This window comes from Kitasatospora purpeofusca, from assembly GCF_036010405.1.
Taxonomy (GTDB): domain Bacteria; phylum Actinomycetota; class Actinomycetes; order Streptomycetales; family Streptomycetaceae; genus Kitasatospora; species Kitasatospora purpeofusca.
The window spans coordinates 322,775-341,172 of record NZ_CP108561.1; the positions used below are offsets into that span (position 1 = coordinate 322,775).

At 73.0% G+C, this 18,398-nt stretch carries 11 protein-coding genes; 6 read left to right on the forward strand and 5 right to left on the reverse strand.

From position 1 onward, the window contains the following. Positions 1–46: 46 nt before the first annotated feature. The 5 genes from OG715_RS01495 (at position 47) to OG715_RS01515 (ending at position 6,424) form a co-directional block, all read left to right on the forward strand. Positions 47–676 carry a hypothetical protein gene (locus OG715_RS01495; protein ID WP_327063655.1) on the forward strand — a complete coding sequence of 210 codons (630 nt, stop codon included), beginning with the start codon at positions 47–49 and terminating at the stop codon, positions 674–676. A 667-nt stretch (positions 677–1,343) separates the two neighbouring features. After that, positions 1,344–2,387, forward strand: a complete 1,044-nt coding sequence (locus OG715_RS01500; RefSeq protein ID WP_266308933.1) for a substrate-binding domain-containing protein — start codon at positions 1,344–1,346, stop codon at positions 2,385–2,387. A 151-nt stretch (positions 2,388–2,538) separates the two neighbouring features. Continuing rightward, complete coding sequence (locus OG715_RS01505; protein WP_327063656.1) at positions 2,539–4,122, forward strand: sugar ABC transporter ATP-binding protein; 1,584 nt, start codon at positions 2,539–2,541, stop codon at positions 4,120–4,122. After that, on the forward strand, positions 4,119–5,159 hold the full coding sequence (locus OG715_RS01510; protein WP_327063657.1) for an ABC transporter permease: 1,041 nt from the start codon (positions 4,119–4,121) through the stop codon (positions 5,157–5,159). The genes OG715_RS01505 and OG715_RS01510 overlap by 4 nt, the downstream gene beginning before the upstream one ends. 191 nt (positions 5,160–5,350) lie before the next feature. Further along, positions 5,351–6,424, forward strand: coding sequence for a LacI family DNA-binding transcriptional regulator (locus OG715_RS01515; RefSeq protein ID WP_327063658.1), 1,074 nt, complete (start codon positions 5,351–5,353; stop codon positions 6,422–6,424). A gap of 68 nt (positions 6,425–6,492) precedes the next feature. Here OG715_RS01515 and OG715_RS01520 read toward each other — a convergent pair whose 3' ends face one another. Together OG715_RS01520 and OG715_RS01525 are read right to left on the reverse strand one after the other, a co-directional pair. Further along, on the reverse strand, positions 6,493–8,934 hold the full coding sequence (locus OG715_RS01520; RefSeq protein WP_327063659.1) for an RICIN domain-containing protein: 2,442 nt from the start codon (positions 8,932–8,934) through the stop codon (positions 6,493–6,495). A gap of 125 nt (positions 8,935–9,059) precedes the next feature. Next, positions 9,060–10,508, reverse strand: coding sequence for an RICIN domain-containing protein (locus tag OG715_RS01525; RefSeq protein WP_327063660.1), 1,449 nt, complete (start codon positions 10,506–10,508; stop codon positions 9,060–9,062). Between the two features lie 521 nt (positions 10,509–11,029). Here OG715_RS01525 and OG715_RS01530 point away from each other — a divergent pair. Further along, positions 11,030–13,909, forward strand: coding sequence for an ATP-binding protein (locus OG715_RS01530; protein WP_327063661.1), 2,880 nt, complete (start codon positions 11,030–11,032; stop codon positions 13,907–13,909). 55 nt (positions 13,910–13,964) lie between these two features. Here the strand turns inward: OG715_RS01530 and OG715_RS01535 are convergent, their stop codons facing one another. The 3 genes from OG715_RS01535 to OG715_RS01545 all read right to left on the reverse strand — a co-directional run bounded on the left by OG715_RS01535 (position 13,965) and on the right by OG715_RS01545 (position 18,376). After that, positions 13,965–16,115: a family 20 glycosylhydrolase gene (locus tag OG715_RS01535; protein ID WP_327063662.1), complete on the reverse strand. Its 2,151-nt coding sequence runs from the start codon at positions 16,113–16,115 to the stop codon at positions 13,965–13,967. Positions 16,116–16,520: 405 nt separating this feature from the next. Beyond that, the gene (locus OG715_RS01540; protein WP_327063663.1) at positions 16,521–17,444 is read right to left on the reverse strand and encodes a carbohydrate ABC transporter permease; all 924 of its coding nucleotides are present in this window, start codon (positions 17,442–17,444) and stop codon (positions 16,521–16,523) included. Further along, on the reverse strand, positions 17,444–18,376 hold the full coding sequence (locus tag OG715_RS01545; protein ID WP_327063664.1) for a carbohydrate ABC transporter permease: 933 nt from the start codon (positions 18,374–18,376) through the stop codon (positions 17,444–17,446). The genes OG715_RS01540 and OG715_RS01545 overlap by 1 nt, the downstream gene beginning before the upstream one ends. Positions 18,377–18,398 lie beyond the last annotated feature (22 nt).

Consider the following 18,398-nt stretch of genomic DNA (forward strand, 5'->3'; position numbering starts at 1 on the left):
GGGCAGACCCGTGCCGGAGGCGCTCGGGACCGGCGTGGTGGGCCCGTTGGTGCTTCCCGGACTCGGGGCGGGCGGCGTCGCGGCCTCCGTCGGGCGCGCGGTCGGGCTGTCCGACGCGGTGACGGGAGGACGGCCCGCAGGGGGCGTGGAGGACGGCCGGGCCGACCCGCCGGCGCCCGGGGCCGCCGGTGGCGCGGCGGTCTCGGAGTACTCGGGCGTCGGCTCGGGCGCGGGTCGGCGACCGTCGGAGTGCTCGGACGAGGAGCGTTCGCCCGACAGCGGCCCGCCGGACGCGGCGGGGGCGGGCGCGCCGGGGACGGAAGCGGAGGACCGGGCTCCGCTCGGCTTCACCGGCTCCGGGGTACCCGACGCGGTGGCGGTGCCCCCGCTCCTCTCCGCAACTCCCTTCCGCGGTGCCGCCGTCGTGGCCGGGGCGGGCGGGACGGGCTGGGCAGGGCCGGAGGGACTCCCGGCCGTCGGCGCGGGCGCACCGGCCGGCCCGCCCGCCGGGGGCGAGGCCCCCGGCCTGGGCGTCCCGCCGGTGGCGCCTTCGTACTGGACGGCAGCGGCCGTGCCGCCCGCCAGGGCGGCGACCGAGACCACCAGCGTCCACCACGCCGCGGTTCGGGGGAAGGCGCCCCGCCCGACCATGTCCCACTCCTCCGGGGCCTCCTGATGGTTCGTCGGGAACGGGTCCCCGGTGCGGACCCGGGCCGCGGGGCGGCGCACGACGATGGTGGGTTCGGTGTCCTCCGGCGCCGGACCGAACCACTCCGTCCCGTCCGACCGCCCGTTCTCCGCGTCGGCGGCGCGGTCGGCGGCCGGGGCGGATTCGCCCCGCCGGGGCTTCTCGCCGCGGGGAACGAAGGCACTCCAGGACGATGCGGGGTCTCTCACTGCTCTCCTCGGCTCGGGTCGGCTTTCTCCGGGCAACCTGCCGCCGGTCCGCGCGCAGGTCCCTGGAGTACGAGGCGCTCGACCCCGATCCGTCCCGCGGGTTTACCGAACCGTTACGCGCGGGCCCCGCCGGCGGTCCCGCGCCCGCCACCTCCCACGCAGCCCGGGCACGGTGCCGGGCGGGGCCGAGTGCCACACGTCACAAGGTGGTCTCGACACCGGCATGCTCTTGACGTGACTTCCGAAACAGAGGTGTCATATCCCCACTACGTTCGAGTCTGTTGGTTTCTGAAGCATTGTGTTCGCTTTGCTGTTCACCGACAAACGTAGTTCCCGACCAGCCACGTTCCTCCAGATCGTGGTCCGCCACCTCGGGCCCCACGTACCAGCGCCCCACCGCACCCGGCACCCTGCCGTCAACGGGTGCGGTCCCGAAGGAGCTCCCCATGTTCCGTACCACCAGCCGTACCGTCGCCGCAGCGGGGCTGCTTCTCAGCCTCGGTCTGACGACCGCCTGTTCGACCGGCAAGGAGGCCGCCTCCGGCGGCGACGCCCCGGTCGCCAAGGTCGACGGCAAGATCTCGATCACCTACCTGCAGAAGCAGGGTGACCAGGAGTACTTCGTCGGCGAGGCCGCCGGTGCCAAGGCGAAGGCGGCCGAGCTGGGCGTCGACCTCAAGGTGGTGAACCTGGGCAACGACGCCAACAAGACGATCAGCGAGGTCCAGGCGGCCGTCGCGCAGAAGACCAACGGCATCATCATCGTGGTGCCGGACCCGGCGGTCGGCCCGCAGGTGGTCCAGGCCGCGAAGGACGCCAAGCTGGCGCTGCTCACCTCGGACGACCAGATCTGCACCAACGGCCCCGACCCCTCGACCTGCGCCAAGGAGAACCTGGTCCCCCGGATCGGCTTCTCCGGCTCCCAGATGGGCGGCGAGGTCGGCAAGCGCGCCGCCGAGGAGTACAAGAAGGCGGGCTGGAACCCGGCCGAGACCCGCACCATCTCCGCCTGGAAGCAGGACGTCACCGTCTGCGGCGACCGGGTGAAGGGCGCCAAGGAGGCCTTCGGCGCCGCCGCGCCCGGCGTCCAGAACATCGACGTGGCCACCGACAACACCCCGACCGGCGCCCAGGACAAGATCGCGGCCACCGTCACCGCCAACCCCGGCGTCAAGAACTGGGTCGTCTGGGGCTGCAACGACGAGAACGTGCAGGGCGGCGTCACCGCGCTGGAGAACGCCGGCATCGGCGCGGACCGGGTGATCGGTGTCGGCATCGGCGCCTACCTCGCCTGCAAGAACTGGGGCTCCGGCAAGCCCTCCGGCATGAAGGGCGCGCTGTTCATCAACGGCAAGGACGTCGGCGCCCTGGCCGTCCAGACGATGTACGACAAGCTCAAGAACAGCAAGGAGTTCCCGAAGGAGGCGTTCGCGCCCACCACCATGGTCGACGCGGCCACCTGGAAGTCCGCCGGCGTCACCTGCGGCTGACCTCCCCCCGAACGGTCGGCGCACCCACGCCGGCCCGGCCCGCCTCCGGCCCCCTCAGCTGCCCTGACCAGGGGCCGGAGGCGCTCGGCCCGGCTCCCCGGCGCCCCGACCGGCTCCACCCACTCCCCGACAGACCTCCCGAGGAATCTCCATGAGCAAAGCCCACGACCCGACTCCCGCCCCGCGCCCGCCCACCGGCCAGGGCCAGGGCCCGGCAGGCTTCGCCGGCGTGCACCAGGTGACCAAGCGGTTCGGCGCGGTGCAGGCGCTCGGCGGAGTCACCCTCGACTTCCCGGCCGGTCAGGTCACCGCCCTCATGGGGGAGAACGGCGCCGGCAAGTCCACCCTGCTCAAGATCCTCACCGGCGACCACCAGCCGACCGAGGGCCATGTCGTCCTCGACGGCCGCCGCATCGACCTCGCCTCCCCCGCCCAGGCCCGCGCCGCAGGCATCCGGATCATCCCGCAGGAACCGGAGATCATCCCGCACGTCTCCGTCGCCGAGAACGTCTACGCCGGCGCCCTCCCCCGCGCCGCGGGCCGCCGCCTGGACCGCGCCGAACTGCGCCGCCGCATCACCGCCGACCTGGAGCGCCTGGGCTTCGACAAGGTCCTCGACCCCGACCTCCTCGGCTCGCAGTTGACCCCCGCCCAGCGGCAACTGGTCGAGATCCTGCGCGCCCTCACCGGCGAGGCCAAGGTCATCGCCTTCGACGAACCCACCTCCTCGCTCTCCGAGCACGAGGTCGACGCCCTGTTCGCCCTCATCCGCCGACTGCGCGACCAGGGCGTCGCCGTGATCTACGTCTCCCATCGGATGCAGGAGATCTTCCAACTCGCCGACCGCATCGCCGTCCTGCGCGACGGCACCCTCGCCGGCGTCCAGGACGCCGCGACCACCACCGAGGGCGACCTCGTGCGCCTGATGGTCGGCCGCGACCTGTCCGCCATGTTCTCCCGCACCCGCGTCGCCACCGACCGCCTCGTCCTCGACGTCCGGGGCGTCACCACCGACGACGTCCACGACATCAGCCTGCAGGTCCACGCCGGCGAGGTCGTCGGCCTCGCCGGACTCATCGGCGCCGGACGCTCCGAGCTCGCCCTCGCCCTCGCCGGCGACCGCCCCGTCCGCTCCGGCACCGTCACCCTCGACGGCCGGCCCCTGCGCACCGGCAACCCCGGTGCGGCCGTCCGCGCCGGCCTCGGCCTGGCCCCCGAGGAACGCAAGGCGCAGGCCCTGTTCCTGCACCGCTCGATCCGCGACAACACCAGCACCGTCGTCCTGGAACGCCTGCGCCGCTTCCGCTTCGTCAAGCGCGGCGCCGAACGCGAACTCGCCCAGGAGTACACCGACCGGCTCCGGGTACGGACGCCCTCGATCGAGCACGAGGTCCGCAAGCTCTCCGGCGGCAACCAGCAGAAGGTCGTGCTCGCCCGCTGGCTCGCCCGCAAACCCAAGGTCCTGATCCTGGACGAGCCCACCCGCGGCATCGACATCGGCGCCAAGGCCGAGATCTACCGGATCATCGCCGACCTCGCCGCCGAAGGCGTCGCCGTCCTCGTCATCTCCTCCGAACTCCCCGAGATCCTCGGCCTCGCCGACCGCGTCCTCGTCATGCAGAACGGCCGCGTCACCGGCGAACTCGACCGCGCCGACGCCACCGAGGAGGCCATCCTCAGCCTCGCCATGGCCGACGACATCGCCACCGTCCCCACTCCTGGAGCATCCGCATGAGCACCACCACCGGCAATCCGCCCACTGCCAAGGCCGGCGGGAACCTGCCGCACACCTCCGGCGGCGCGACCAGGATCCTCGCCTCCGTCGGCGCGCAGAACCTCAGCCTGATCGGCGCCCTCGTCGTCGTGCTCGCCCTGTTCGGCACCCTCAACGACAACTTCCTCAGCCTGGGCAACATGCAGGTCGTCGCCGAGGCCGCCACCATCACCGGACTGCTCGCCGTCGTCCAGACCGTCGTCATCATCATCGGCGGCCTCGACATCTCCGTCGGCTCCCAGGCCGGCGTCGCCTCCGTCGTCTCCGCGATGGCCTTCACCTCCGCCGGGTCCAACCCCTACCTCGGCATCGCCGCCGCCCTCGCCGTCGGCGTCCTGGTCGGCATCCTCAACGGCCTCGTCATCGTCTACGGCCGGGTCAACCCCACCATCGCCACCCTCGCCGGCCTCGCCGCCTACAAGGGCCTCGCCCAGCTCCTCTCCGACGGCCGCGCCCAGGGCTACGTCCTCAACGACGACCTCTTCGTCTTCCTCGGCCGCGGCAAGATCGCCGGACTCCCCGTCATGGTCTGGATCCTCATCCTGGTCGCCGTCGCCGCGCACGTCCTGCTCAAGTACACCGACATCGGCCGCAACATCTACGCCATCGGCGGCAACGACACCGCCGCCCGCCTCGCCGGCATCAGCATCAACAAGTACCTGATCGCCGTCTACGGCCTCATCGGCGTCGTCGCCGCCGTCGCCGGCGTCCTGCTCACCGCCCGAACCGGCAGCGGCCAGCCCGTCTCCGGCAGCGAGGGCCTCGAACTCAAGGCCATCACCGCCGCGGCGCTGGGCGGCGCAGCCCTCAAGGGCGGCAAGGGCGGCATCGGCGGCACCCTGCTCGCCGTCGCCCTCCTCGGCTGCCTGGAGAACGGCCTCACCGTCCAGGGCGTCAACTCCTTCTGGCAGAACGTCGCCCAGGGCTCCCTGCTGGTCATCGCCGTCGTCATCCAGCAGCGCCGCAGCGGCGAACGCCCCATCGGCCTCCCCGCCTGACCTGCCTGACCTCCTGACCCGCCTGACCCGCCTGACCGCACGACCCGCTGCCTGACCCGTCCGACCCTGCGCCCCGGCCCCGTCCGTACCCCCGGTCCTTACCCGGGGGAGGGACGGGGCCTGCCTGTCGGGCGCGCCCGCTGATCACTGCCGCTACGATGTCCGCGCAGACATCAGCGGAAGGGGCCGGTATGAACAGCGCGGCGAACCCCGGCGCTGCCGCGCGTTCCACGCGGCGCCCGGCGTCCCAGGCCGACGTGGCAGCCCTCGCGGGAGTGTCCTCGCAGACGGTCTCCCGGGTCGCCAACGACCGGCCCAACGTCGAGCCCGAGACCCGCGAGCGGGTGCTGTCCGCCATGCGCATGCTCGGCTACCAGCGCAACAGCGCGGCCCGGGCCCTCACCCTCGGGCGCTTCCACGCCCTCGGGGTGGTGACCTTCGACGTCACCGCGCAGGGCAACGCCCGGACCCTCGCCGCGATCTCCCGGGCCGCCCAGGCCGCCGGCTACTCGGTCCACGTGGTCTGCATCGAGGACGAGACCGAGGAGGCCGTCCAGCGCGCCGTCCGACGGCTCACCGACCAGGCCGTCGACGGCCTCGCCGTCATCGAGGCCCAGATCCTCGACCGGCCCGGCTTCGACATCACCTCCGGCGTGCCGGTCGTCGTCGCGGACGGCGATCCCGACCGCCGCTACACCTCCGTCGACACCGACCAGGCAGCGGGCGTCACGGCCGCCGTCCAGCACCTGCTCGGCCTCGGGCACCGGACGGTCCGGCACATCGGCGGCCCGCAGAACTCCTATGCCGCCCGCCGGCGGGCCGCCGCCTGGCACAGCGCGCTCAAGGCGGCCGGAGCCCCCGTGCCGCCGATCGACTTCGGCGACTGGACCGCCGCGTCCGGCTACGCGATCGGCAGGCGGCTCGCCGCCAAGCCGGACGTCACCGCCGTCCTCGCCGCCAACGACCAGCTCGCGCTGGGCCTGCTGCGCGCCCTGCACGAGGCCGGGCGCCGGGTGCCGGAGGACGTCAGCGTGGTCGGCTTCGACGACATCCCCGAAGCGGCCTTCTTCGTGCCCCCGCTGACCACCGTGCGGCAGGACTTCGACGAGGTCGGGCGCCAGTGCGTGGCCCGGCTGCTCGACCGGATCGAACCGCCGACGGACGAGGGCGCCCCCGTCACGTCGGTGGTGGTCCGGCCCGAACTGATCGTCCGCGCCAGCTCGGCCGCGCCGCCGCCCGCCGGTCGCACGGGCCGCGCTTCCTGACCGGACACGACGGACGCGCGTGCCCCCGGCCGTCGTCCGGCCGGGAACACGCGCCTTCCACCCGAGGGTCAGCCGATCCTGAACCGCTGCCCGGCACCCGCTCCGCAGGGCTCCTGCGCCAGCGCCGCCCCGGGCTGCGCGGCGTTCGCCGCGACGGCCAGGCACTTGCCGCTGTGCCGCGCCACCAGGGCCGACCAGCCGCCGCCGGTGGGACGGACCGACCACTCCTGGTTCCACGCCCCGCTGCACCCGTACTGCACCACCGGGGCGTTGTCCGCCACGGACTCGCCCGCCACGTCCAGGCACAGCCCGCCGGAGCGCACCACCACGGACACCTGGCCCGGGCTCGCCGCCCGCAGCGACCACTGCTGGCCCGGGGCCCCGGTGCAGTCGGACTGGACGACGGCGCTGCCGGCGGCGTCCGCGCCCCCGGCGGCCTCCGCGCACAGGCCGCTGCGCCGGACCGTCACCGGCTGCCACACGTCCGCGGCCGCGCCGCGCACCGACCACGACTGGTTGCTGCCGGCGGTGGCGGGCCAGACGCCCACCGGCGCACCGTCCCAGCGGGCCGCGTCGCCGACGTCCAGCAGGAGCCCGCTCGCCCTGTTGACGAAGGTGCCGTGCCCGTCGCCGGTGGTGGAGCGCATCCACAGCTGCTTCGCCGCGTTGCCGGGATCGGCGAAGCCGAGGGTGCCCGAGGTCACCGCGAGTGCCTTGCCCGTGGCGGCGTTGGCGATCCGGTAGGTCGCCGTGCTGTCCCAGCCGCCGCCGATCCGGGTGATGTTCCACTTCTGGCCGGGGTCGGCCGGGTCGGGGGTGCGCTGGACGGGCCCGCCCTGGGCGGAGGGCCCGGCCGCGAGGGCCAGGCCGCTGTTCCCGTTCAGCAGCTGCCGGGAGTCACCGGCCGAGGTGGCCGCCGTCGAGGTGTTCACGCCGGTCGTGCCCGGCAGGACGAAGGTGGTGACCGACCCGGGCGCGACCGTCGTGGTCACCGTGGCGGCGGCCGTCACGGTCAGGTCCGCCTCGCGCCGCAGGTCCTTGGTGGCGTCGGTGGTGTAGCGCTGGACGGCCGTGCCGGAGCCCGGCTTCTGGAAGCCGGCCAGGTCGAGGGTGAGGGCCTGCGCCGCGCCGGTGTCGTTGGTGTGGACGACCACCGTGCCCGCGCCGCCCGGCCGCAGGGCGGCGAGGGTGGCGGCGGAGTTGGTGGCGACGACCCGGGCGCCGGGCCGGACGAACCTGGTGTAGTTCGCCATCGCCCAGTACTTCTTGTTCTTGCGGACGGGCTCGGCGCCCGCGTCCTGGGGTGTCAGGTCGACCTGGATCAGGCCCCAGTTGGAGTTCTCGTGGGCGGGCGTCATGTTCTCGTAGTCCTCGACGGCCTGCCAGAGCACCCAGGCCCGGGGTTCGAGCTCCTTGAGGTCGCCGGTGATGCGGTCGGCGAGGTCGAGGGCGGGGTCCATGTCGGTGAAGTTCTGCGGCCCGCTGCCGCCGAGGTCGACCTCGGACATCCAGAGCGGCTTGCCGGAGCCCTTGGCGATGTCCCGGGCGCCGGCGCGGTCCCGCGGGCTGTAGGTGTGGACGTTGAGCTTGCCGATCGCCGCGCGGGTCGCGGCCGGGTAGGAGTTCCAGTCGTCCCGGAACATGGCCGGGTCGGTCTCGTCCATCGCCGCCACCGGTGTGGCCAGTCCGGCCGCGTCCAGCGCGCCGCGCAGGCTGCCGATCATGCGCGCCTGCGAGGCGTGGTCCCAGTGGGAGCCCTCCTGGGGGCCGCCCGCGTGCCAGTACCCGGTGCCGGGCTCGTTGACCGGCGACAGGGAGCCGAAGGCGACGCCGGTGGACTCCTGCACCCGCTTGACGGCTCCGGCCAGGTAGGCGGCGAACTTCTCGTACTGGTCCGGGCGGAGGTTGTCCTGCCAACTGTTGGCCGCGCCGGAGACCAGGCCGCTGTTGGTCATGAAGTACGGGGCGGAGTTGGAGTACGCCTCGAAGGTGTCCGCGCCGCGGCTCTTCGCGGCCGTGAGCCACCAGCGCTGGTTGGCGTCGGCGGCGGCGTTCCAGTGCTCGGGGTTGGCCGGGTCCCACCAGTCCGCCGCCCCGGCGGCGCCGCCCGGGCCGTGTTCCGCAGGGCGGTTCCAGTAGCCGGGAACGGCCGCCCCGGGCCGCATGTACGGCGCGGTCTCGGGGCTGTCGCCGCCGCCGATGTTGTAGCGGGCGACGGTGAGGCCGAGGCCCTCGGCGCCGAAGAGCTCGTCGGCCAGCCGATTGCGCTGGGCCTCGGGCCAGCCGCCGGTGACGTTGGCGAACCAGCCCAGCGAGGTGCCCCAGCCCTGGAAGGGCTGCTGCTGGTAGGAGGGGTCGAGCCGGACGGTGAGGCGGGCGGACGGGGCCGGTTCGGCGGCCGCGGCCGACTGCGGCGGCGCGAGCAGGCCGGCGCCGGCCGCGGCGACCGCGACGGCCGCCGTGAGGCAGCCGCGGGCCGTACGGTGCCGGGTCTTCGTTCGGGGAGCCATCGGTCCTCCAGGGACGGGAGCGGGCAGGCGAACGGCACGCCCCTCGGGTGGGGGGAGGGGCGTGCCGGTGGGGAGGCGTGGACGACGGTGGGACCACGCCGGGGCGGGCGGAGCCGCGCCCGGGGTCAGACCGTGACGGTCCGGCGCCCGAACTGCTGGTTGGCGCCGCCGTTGCAGGCCCACTGTTCGAGGGCGGCGCCGTCGGTGGTGGCCTGGTTGACGACGTCCAGGCACTTGCCGCTGTGCCGGGCGATCAGCCGGACGTTCCCGGAGCCGTCGCCGACCTGCTGGACCTGCCACTGCTGGGACAGCGCACCCGTGCAGGTCTTCTGCACGGCGAGGGCCCCGTCGAGGGGCGACCCGCCCTCGATGTCGAGGCACTTGCCGCTGTGCCGGGCCATCACCTGCGCGTAGCCGGTGCCGAGGTTCTTCAGGAAGAAGTTCTGGTTGGCGCCGTTGCCGCAGGTCCACTGGAGCAGCCGGGCCGAATCGGCGAAGGAGTAGTCGCCGACGTCGACGCACTTGCCGCTCTGCCGGCCGACCAGCTGCTGCCAGGTGGCCTTGAGCGGGGTGATCCGTCCGGCGGCGGCGTTCACGTTGATCTGCGGCGAGTAGCCCAGGGTGAGGGTGGTGTCGGTGGGGAAGGCCAGCGGGAGCCACACATACTGCGAGTCGTTGACCGTGCCGCCCGTGGAGTTGCCCCAGCGGTCGCCCATGTAGAGGTAGCTGGTGCCCTGGTTGCCCGCCACCGGCAGGACGAAGGCGGTCTGGCTGCCGTAGGTGACGCCGTCACCGGCGTCCCGCAGTCCGCTCCAGGTGCCGGTGATGCTGCTGGCGGTCGCGTACTTCTGCTGGTTGGGGGCCCAGCCGCTGGCGCCGGAGGTCAGCAGGAAGTACACGCCGTTGCGCTTGAACAGGGCCGGGGCCTCGCGGGACTCGCCGTTCCACAGGCTCTGCACCTGCGCGTCGATGCCGGTGTAGTCGGCGGTGAGGCGGTAGACGTGCAGGTCGCGGTTCTCGTTGGAGGCGGAGACCATGTAGCCGGTGCCGTCGTCGTCGACGTAGGTGGTGATGTCCCGCGACATCTCCCCGAGCGGGCGGAAGCTGCCGCGCCAGGTGTAGTCGCCGTCGACGGTGGAGGAGACCGCGACGGCCGCCCGGGCCTCGCTGTAGTCGGTGGCGCTGCCCTCCTTGTGCATCCACATGACGAACTGTCCGGTGGCGGCGTTGTACATCACCTTGGGGCGCTCGATGTTCGCGCCGGCCAGCTCCGGGTCGGTCGCCTGCGTCAGCACGTGCCGGCGGAACTCCCAGGTCTTCAGGTCGGTCGAGCGGTACGCGGAGACGTACCGGAAGGAGTTGTCGGCGTTGCGGTTCTCGCCGAACCAGTAGTAGTACGCACCGACCTTGATCACACCGCCGCCGTGGGCGTGCAGCGGGTTGCCCGCGGTGTCCACGAACTGGGTCCCGTTCGTGACCGTCACGGTGACCGCCTCGGCCTGCCCGGCGCCCTGGAACAGGGAGGCGCACAGGGCCAGTGCGGCGGCGCCGACGGCCGTTCTCAAACGCAGCATGTCCACTTCGTCCTTCGTTCAACGACGCGCCCGCGGGCCGATCGTGGCGCGGCGGACCGTCCGGCCGGTGCGGGTGACCGCGCGGCGGCGGCCGCGCCGACGCCTCCGCCCGGGCCGGACGGCGACGGGGACCGATCGCGGGCGCGTCGTGGGTGGGGGGGTGGCCCCGACCGTCGCGGCGACAGCGCGTCCAGTCGCTGATGTTCGCGCAAACAATCGGGGTGATGCAGAGTTTCAGAGCGCTGTTCGGTTGTGTCAAGGCTTCTGACCGATTGACAGGTGGAACAGGGGAATCGGGGCCGAATCCTCCACCAGGGGCATACGTCCGACCACAGATCGTCATGTTTGGGCGTTGTTTTTCGTTGATTTCTGTTCGATCAAGAAGCCGGCCGATGTTGCTCGGCAGCACGTGGCCCGCGCCTCCCCGCTGCCCCGCCCGGGGCGGCGCTAGGGTGGACGGACGGGAGCGCGGCAGCCCGTCCCCTCCGCCGTGGAGGCCGCGGATCCGATGGGAGCAGGGTGTGGACGACCACGGTGGTGTCACGACTCCCGACGGCGCCCGGGGCTTCTCCTTCGCGGGCCGGGAGGCCGAGCTGCGCGCGCTGCTGGGCGCGGTCTCCGGGGTGCGCCCGACAGTGGCCCTGGTGGAGGGCGAGGCGGGGATCGGCAAGTCCCGGCTGGTCGCGGAGGCGTCGCAGGTACTGCGCGGACAGGGTCTGCGGGTGCTGGCGGGCGCCTGCCACCCGCTGCGCGAACCGCTGGCCTACGGACCGGTGATCGACGCACTGCGCCGGATCCGGCCGTGGCTGCCCCCGGTGGAGCGACTGGGCGCCTCGACGGGAGCGCTGGTACCGCTGCTGCCCGACCTCGCCGACGCCCTGCCCCCTCCCCCGCCCCCGCTGCCCCCGATCGAGGCGGGCTCCTCCAGTGCCGGCCTGCACCGGTTCCGGGTGGTGTCGGCGGTGCGGACGCTGCTGGAGGCGGTGGCACCGGCCGTCCTGGTGGTGGAGGACCTGCACTGGGCCGACGAGGCCACCCGCGAACTGCTGCTCCTGCTCGCGACGGACATGCCGCAGGACGTCGCGCTGGTGCTCACCTACCGGGCGGAGGACCTTCCCGCCGGTCGGCCGGTGCTGGGCGCACCGTTCCGGCGTCCACCGGGCACGGGCGTCGTCGAGCTCCGGCTCGGCCCTCTGGGCGAGGCGGAACTCCGGGCGATGGCCCGGGAGGGGCTCGGCCGCGAACCGGCGGCCGAACTGGTGCGCACCCTGCTGGAGCGCAGCGGCGGCCTGCCGCTGGTGATCGAGGAGGATCTGCTCACGCTCGCCGACTCGCCGGCCGACGCGGACCCCGGCGTCCTGCGGGTGCCGCGGAGCCTGGGCGAGGTGCTGGCCGAACGCCGGAGCCGCCTGGGCCCGGACGCCGCCGCACTCGTGGACGTCGCGGCGGTCCTGGCGGTCCCGGCCGGGGAAGCGCTGCTCGCCGCGGCCGCCGGTCTGGACGAGGACCGTACCGCCGCGGCCCTCCAGGAGGCGGTGGCCTCGGCGGTGCTCCGGCAGACCGGTCCGGACGCCTACGGATTCGCGCACGCGCTCGCGCAGGAGGCGGTGTACGGCTCCCTCCCCGGCCCGGTGCGCACCCGCGTCCACCGGCGCGTCCTGACGGCGCTGCTGGCGCTGGACCCGCCGCCGCTGGTGCAGATCGCCCACCACACCCGCGCCGTCGGCGACCGGGCGGCCTGGCTGCTCCGCGCGCAGGAGGCGGCCGACCGGGCCGCAGCGGTCGGTGACCACGGCACCGAGGCCGTGCTGCTCGGCGAGATCGTGGAACAGCCCGACCTCGCGCCAGAGCAGCTCGTTCGTGCGGCCAGGGCCCTGGCCTACTCGGTCTCGGTCAGCACGCTGTCCGGTTCCAAGGCGGTCGCTCTGCGGAGGATCCTCGGGCTGCCCGGCCTGCCCGCCCCGGTCCGCGCGGCGATCAGGGCGAGCCTCGGCGTGATCCTGATCCACCAGGTCGGCGACCTCTCGGGCGAGGAGGAGCTGGTGACCGCGCTGACGGAGGCGGGCGGGAGCGATCCCTCGGCCACCGCGCGGCTGCTCGCCCTGCTGGCCCTGTCGGAGACGGGGCGGTTCACGCTCGCCGAGCAGCGGGCCATGGTCGAACGCGGTCGCGCGCTGCCGCTGGCCCAGGAGGACCACCGCTCCCGGTCGATGCTCGACCTCGCCCGTCTGTCGCTGCTGAGCACGGCGGCCGACCCCGCGGTTCCCGCGGTGCTAGCGGCGCTGCCCCGCGGGGGCTCCGACGTGCCCGTGCTCCAGCACACCGCGACGATGGTCTGCGCGACCATCGGCCGCTCGATCGCCGTCGGCCACGACGCCCGCGCCGGCGCCGCCCTTGCCGAGACACGGGCGATGCTGCCGCTCATCGGTCTCCCGGTCCTGGAGTTCTACCTGACCTGCCAGCAGATCGTGCTCGACTGGCAGTCCGGGCGCTGGGACGAGGCGGAACGCGGCCTGGCGGCTTTCCGGGAACGCTATCCCCAGAGCCGTCTGGGATCCGCCGGACTGCCCGCCGCCGTGCAGGGCCTCACGGCCGCCGTCCACGGCCTCTCCGCCCGGGCCGCCACCGTGTTCGACGAGGTCCTCGCCGGTGGTCTGCACCTGAACTCGCTCGGCGCGGCGGCCGGGCGGGCCCGGCTCCACCTCGGCCGCGACGACCCGCGGGCCGCCTGGCGGACCCTCACCGACCCGCTCGACTTCCTCGGATTCCTGGACCGCAAGGAGGCCTGGGCCCACGCCTGGGACCTCGTCCCCACCGCCGTCGAAACCCTGCTCGCCCTCGACCGCGCCGACGACGCCCGCGAGCTGACCGAACACCACGCCGCAGAGATCCAGGGCCGCGACGCCCCGGGCGCGATCGCCGAACAGCACCTGTGCCGGGGCCTGCTGCTGCGCGGAACCGACCCGGACGCCGCGACGGCCGCCTTCGGCCTCGCCGCCGCCCAGTGGACCGACATCGGCCGCCCCCACCACGCGGCCCTCGCCGCCGAACGCGCCGCCCGTGCCCGCACCGACCCCGCCGAGGCCGTCACCCGCCTCGCCGCACCCCTCACCGCCTTCGAACAGCTCGGCGCCACCTCCGACGCCGCCCGCTGCCACCGCCTCCTGCGCGAACACGGCCGGCAAGCCCCCAACCCGCGCGGCCGCACCGGCTACGGCAACAACCTCTCCCCCCGCGAACAACAGATCCGCGACCTCCTCACCACCGGCGCCACCAACAAGGACATCGCCGCCGCCCTCTTCCTCTCCACCCGCACCGTCGAGAACCACGTCGCCCGCATCCTCACCAAACTCAACACCACCCGCACCGACCTCACCCGGACGGACGGGCCGCACGGCTGAGAGCCCCTGCCCCGGGTACGTACTCGGGGCAGGGGCTCTCCAGCGACGGGAGCGGTCAGTCGACGGTCCAGGTCTGCAGGGCGGAGCCGGTGTCGGACTGGAGGGTCACCTTGGCGCCGTTGGTGGCCGAGCCCGCGGTGAGGACCAGGCCGCCGGCGGCGGAGGCGATGCTGTGCCGGTCGTCGTTCGGGCGGGCCGTGATCCTCCAGCGCTGGCCGGTCCGGGCGGCGTCGCAGGTCCGCTGGACCACAGTGGCACCGGCCGCGCTCCCGGACGCCTCGGCGCACTTTCCGGAGGCCTTGTTGGCCATGGTGTAGGTACCGTCGGACTGCGCCGCGACGGTCCAGGTCTGCTTGGGTCCGCGGTTGGGGGCCCACAGCACCAGGTCGGTGCCGTCGGAGGTGGAGCCGGCGTTCTCCAGGCCGACGCCGTCGACGTTCCCGACCACGATGCCGTGCTCGCCCTCCACCGTGCGCACCGTGCCGGGCCACGGAACGCCCGGAGCGGCGTGGAAGCCGATGCCGGCGGCGGTCCAGCGCTGGCCGTGCTGGGCGAGGCGCTGGCGGAAGCTGCTCCAGTCACGGGCGGACTGGGGGCTCCAGCCGACCTCGGCGACGGTGGGCAGCCTCGGGAAGCTCATGTAGTCGGCGTACTCCTGGGGCGAGGGCCAGCGGGTGCCGGAGGTCGGCAGGTTGTTGCTGCCCTCGTAGGCGCGGTCGGCCCAGAGGGCGGCCTCGACGCCGGCGATCTGCCCGGCCGGGACGATGGCGCCGGTGCCGTCGAGCTTGCCGGTGACGGTCTCCGGGTCCCAGGCGTAGGAGCGCTGCACCGGCACGTAGCCGGACCAGCTCAGGCCGTAGGGGGTGGAGACGTCGTACTTCATGTCCAGGTAGGCGTGGTCGGACGGGGACATGATGTATTTGGCGCCCTGCGCGACGCCCTGGCGGAGGTGGGTGATGCCCGGCTTCTCGTTCGCCGTGCCGATGGTCTCCCGGTCGCTGTCCTCGCCCCAGTACTGGAGCAGGCTGCCGGCGGGGAGGGGCGACTGGCCGAGCTGGTGCCAGCCCACCGCGGTCTTCTTCCGGGCGGTGGTCGCGTCGGTGGCCGCCTTGACGTAGGAGTCGTACTCGTCCTGGGTGGCCTGCGGGGTCTCGTCGCCGCCGAGGTGGACGTAGGGGCCGGGGGTCAGGTCGGCCACGGCGTTGACGACGGTCTGCAGGAAGCTCTTCGTCGCGTCCTTGTGCTTCTGGTCCTTCAGACAGTAGAGGCTGATGCCGACGTCGAAGCCGGAGTAGGGAGCCTTGGCCTTGTCGTCGCAGTTGAGTTCGGGCACCGAGGCCAGGGCGGACATGGTGTGGCCGGGGCCGTCGATCTCGGGGACGACGGTCATGAAGCGGGAGGCGGCGTAGGAGACGATCTCCTTGTAGTCGGCCGCCGTGTAGTACCAGTCGGTGCCGCCGGTGAAGCCGCTCTGGGTGCCGGCACCCACCTTGGTCAGGTTGGGCAGGGCGTCGACGGCGATGCGCCAGCCCTGGTCGTCGGTGAGGTGCAGGTGCAGCTTGTTGATCTTGTAGGCGGCGGCCTCGTCGATGTAGCGCTTGACCTGCTCGACGGGGAAGAAGCGGCGGGCCACGTCCAGCATCACACCGCGGTACTCGTAGCGGGGCGCGTCGGAGATCTTCGCGGGCGCCACCGTCCACGTCCGGGACTGCTTGCTGCGGGACTCGACTGCGGCGGGCAGCAGTTGACGGAGGGTCTGCACACCGCGGAACAGGCCCTGGGCGCCGTACGCCGTGACGACGACGCCGTTCTTGCCGGACGTGATGATGTACCCCTCGGCACCCAAGGAGGCCGGGCCGCCGGGGTCGAGGACGAGGGCCTTGTCGGGCGCCTTGGCCTTCCTGACCACCTTGAGGTCGTAGCCGGTCGCGGGCGCGAGCAGCTTCGAGAGGTAGCTGCCGACGCCAAGCGCCGCAGCGTCCTTGGAGAGGACGGCGATCCGGGTCTTGGGGGTGAGGGTGAACCCCGCGCCCGGTACCGCCTGCTGCGAGACGGGCTGCGGCACCAGGGCGTACGGGGCGGGAGTGGGTGCGGTGGACGCGGCGGGTGCGGCGGCGGCCGGGGAGACCATCGCCGTGAGCGGGAGGGTGAGGGCGACCGAGGCGAGCGCGACGAGGCCTCGGCCCCGTCGGTGGAACCGGTTCATGCTGGACTCCTTCTGTGGGGGGAAGGTACGGAGCCGCTCAAGGGCGGGCGGCCGGGAGGGCGCGGTACGCGCCGGCGGCGGAGGGTGCGTCGCCGCCCGGGGGTTCGCGCCGGGGGTCCTGCCGCACTGCGGACTGCTCGTCCTGTGGCAGCAGTTCGGCTGGCCCACAGTGCGACAGAGCATGAATGGCGCTCGTACATGCTCTAATGGAGAGCTTTTCGAGCAGCTTCAACCACGAAGGTGTCAGGGCGCCGAGTGGGCGTCAAGACCTACCCGGCCGTAGTTTCGGGCGCTTCCGCCACCCGTCGGGCCGGGCATGCCGAAGGGCCCGCCCCCGGGCTCGGGGGCCGGGGGCGGGCGTTCGGGGGCGGGTTCTCGGGGGCGGGCGTTCGGGGCGGTTCGGCGCTACTTCACGGATCCCGCGGTGAGACCGGAGACGACCTTGCGCTCGATCATCGCGAAGAGGACGACGACCGGCACGATGGCGATGACCGAGCCGGCGAACAGGAAGTTCCACTGGACGGTGTAGTTGCCGATGAAGCTGTTGATGCCCACCGTCAGCGGCTGGTTCTCCGGGACCGTGGACAGGGTCAGCCCCATCACGAACTCGTTCCAGGCCGCGATGAAGGTGAAGATCATCGCGGTGACGACCCCGGGCATCGCGAGCGGCAGGGTGATCCGCAGCAGCGCTCCGCCGCGCCCCAGTCCGTCGATCATGGCGGACTCCTCCAGGGCCACCGGGATGGAGGCGAAGTACGCGGTGAGGATCCAGATCGCGAAGGCCAGGTTGAAGGCCGCGTTGCACAGGATCAGGGTCCACACCGAGTTCAGCATGTCCAGTTGGTAGAACTCGCGGTAGAGGCCGACCAGCAGCGAGGTGGGCTGGAACATCTGGGTGACGAGCACCAGCAGCAGGAACAGCTTGCGGCCCCGGAACCGTACCCGGGCGGTGTAGTACGCGGCGGGGATCGCGACCAGCAGGACGAGCAGGGTGGACCCGGCGGCGACGAGCAGCGTGACGCGGAGGTTGTCGCCGAGGTGGGACTCGCGCCACACGTCGACGAAGTTCGCCCACTCGAAGGTGGACGGCAGGTAGCCGGCGTCGCGCAGTTCGTTCGCCGGCCGCAGTGCGGTGACGACCATCTCGACGTACGGCAGCAGGAACCCGGCCGCCAGCAGCCAGGCGGCGGCGGCGATCAGCAGGGTGCGCGGGCGGAACGTGCGGGTGGGGCGCGGGGCGGCGGCCCTCGCGGTGCGGGCGGTGACGGCGGGAGCCGCGGTCTCCGCGACCGGGGCGGTCTCCCCGGTCGTGAGGGTGGAGCGGGCCATCAGTTCTCCTCCTGGTTCCAGCGGCTGGCCTTGAGGAAGACGACGACCATGACGACGACGAGGGCGAAGTTCACCACGGACATCGCGGCGGACTCGCCGATGTCCGAGTTCTTGAGCTGGTACATGAACACGGTGGTGGTGGCGGTGTCGCTGTCAGGGCCGCCGTGGGTCATGCTCCAGATGATCGGGAAGGAGTTGAAGACGTTGATCAGGTTGATGACCACCCCGACCAGGAAGGCCGGCCGCAGCAGCGGGAGGGTGATCCGCACATACGTCTGCCAGGGGCCCGCGCCGTCCACCCGGGCCGCCTCGTAGACCTCGCCGGGGACGGTCTGCAGCCCGGCCAGCAGGGTGTAGGTGGTGAAGGGCAGGGAGACGAAGACGGCGACGAACATCATCCAGGGCCAGGCCGTCGCGGGATCGCCGAGCCAGTCCCGGGGGCCGTCGATCAGACCGAGGTCCTTCATGAGGGTGTTGAGGACGCCCGCGGTCTGGTTGAGCATCCACTTGAAGCCGATGGCGGTCATCACGACCGAGGCGGCCCACGGCGCGATCAGCGCCCAGCGGGTGAGGCGCCGGCCGGGGAACCGCTGGTTGAAGAGCTGGGCCAGCGCCAGGGAGACCAGCATGGTCGCGCCGACCACGACCACCGTCCACACCACGGTCGACAGGACGACCGAGGGCAGTGACGGTTCCGCGAACAGCTGCTTGTACTTGTCGAACCCGGCCGAGCCCCGGACGAATCCGCTGCTGCTGATCCTCAGGAACGAGGTGCGGACCATTTCGTAGACCGGCCAGAGGACGACCAGGGCGATCAGCAGGACGGCCGGCCCGATCCAGGGGAGCGGCCCGAGCCGGGCCAGACCGCCCCTGTCCTTGCGGACCGGGGTGTCCTTGTGGACCGGGCCCGGTGTGGTTGAGGTGGTGGACACGAGGGAGTGCCTGCCTTCCGTG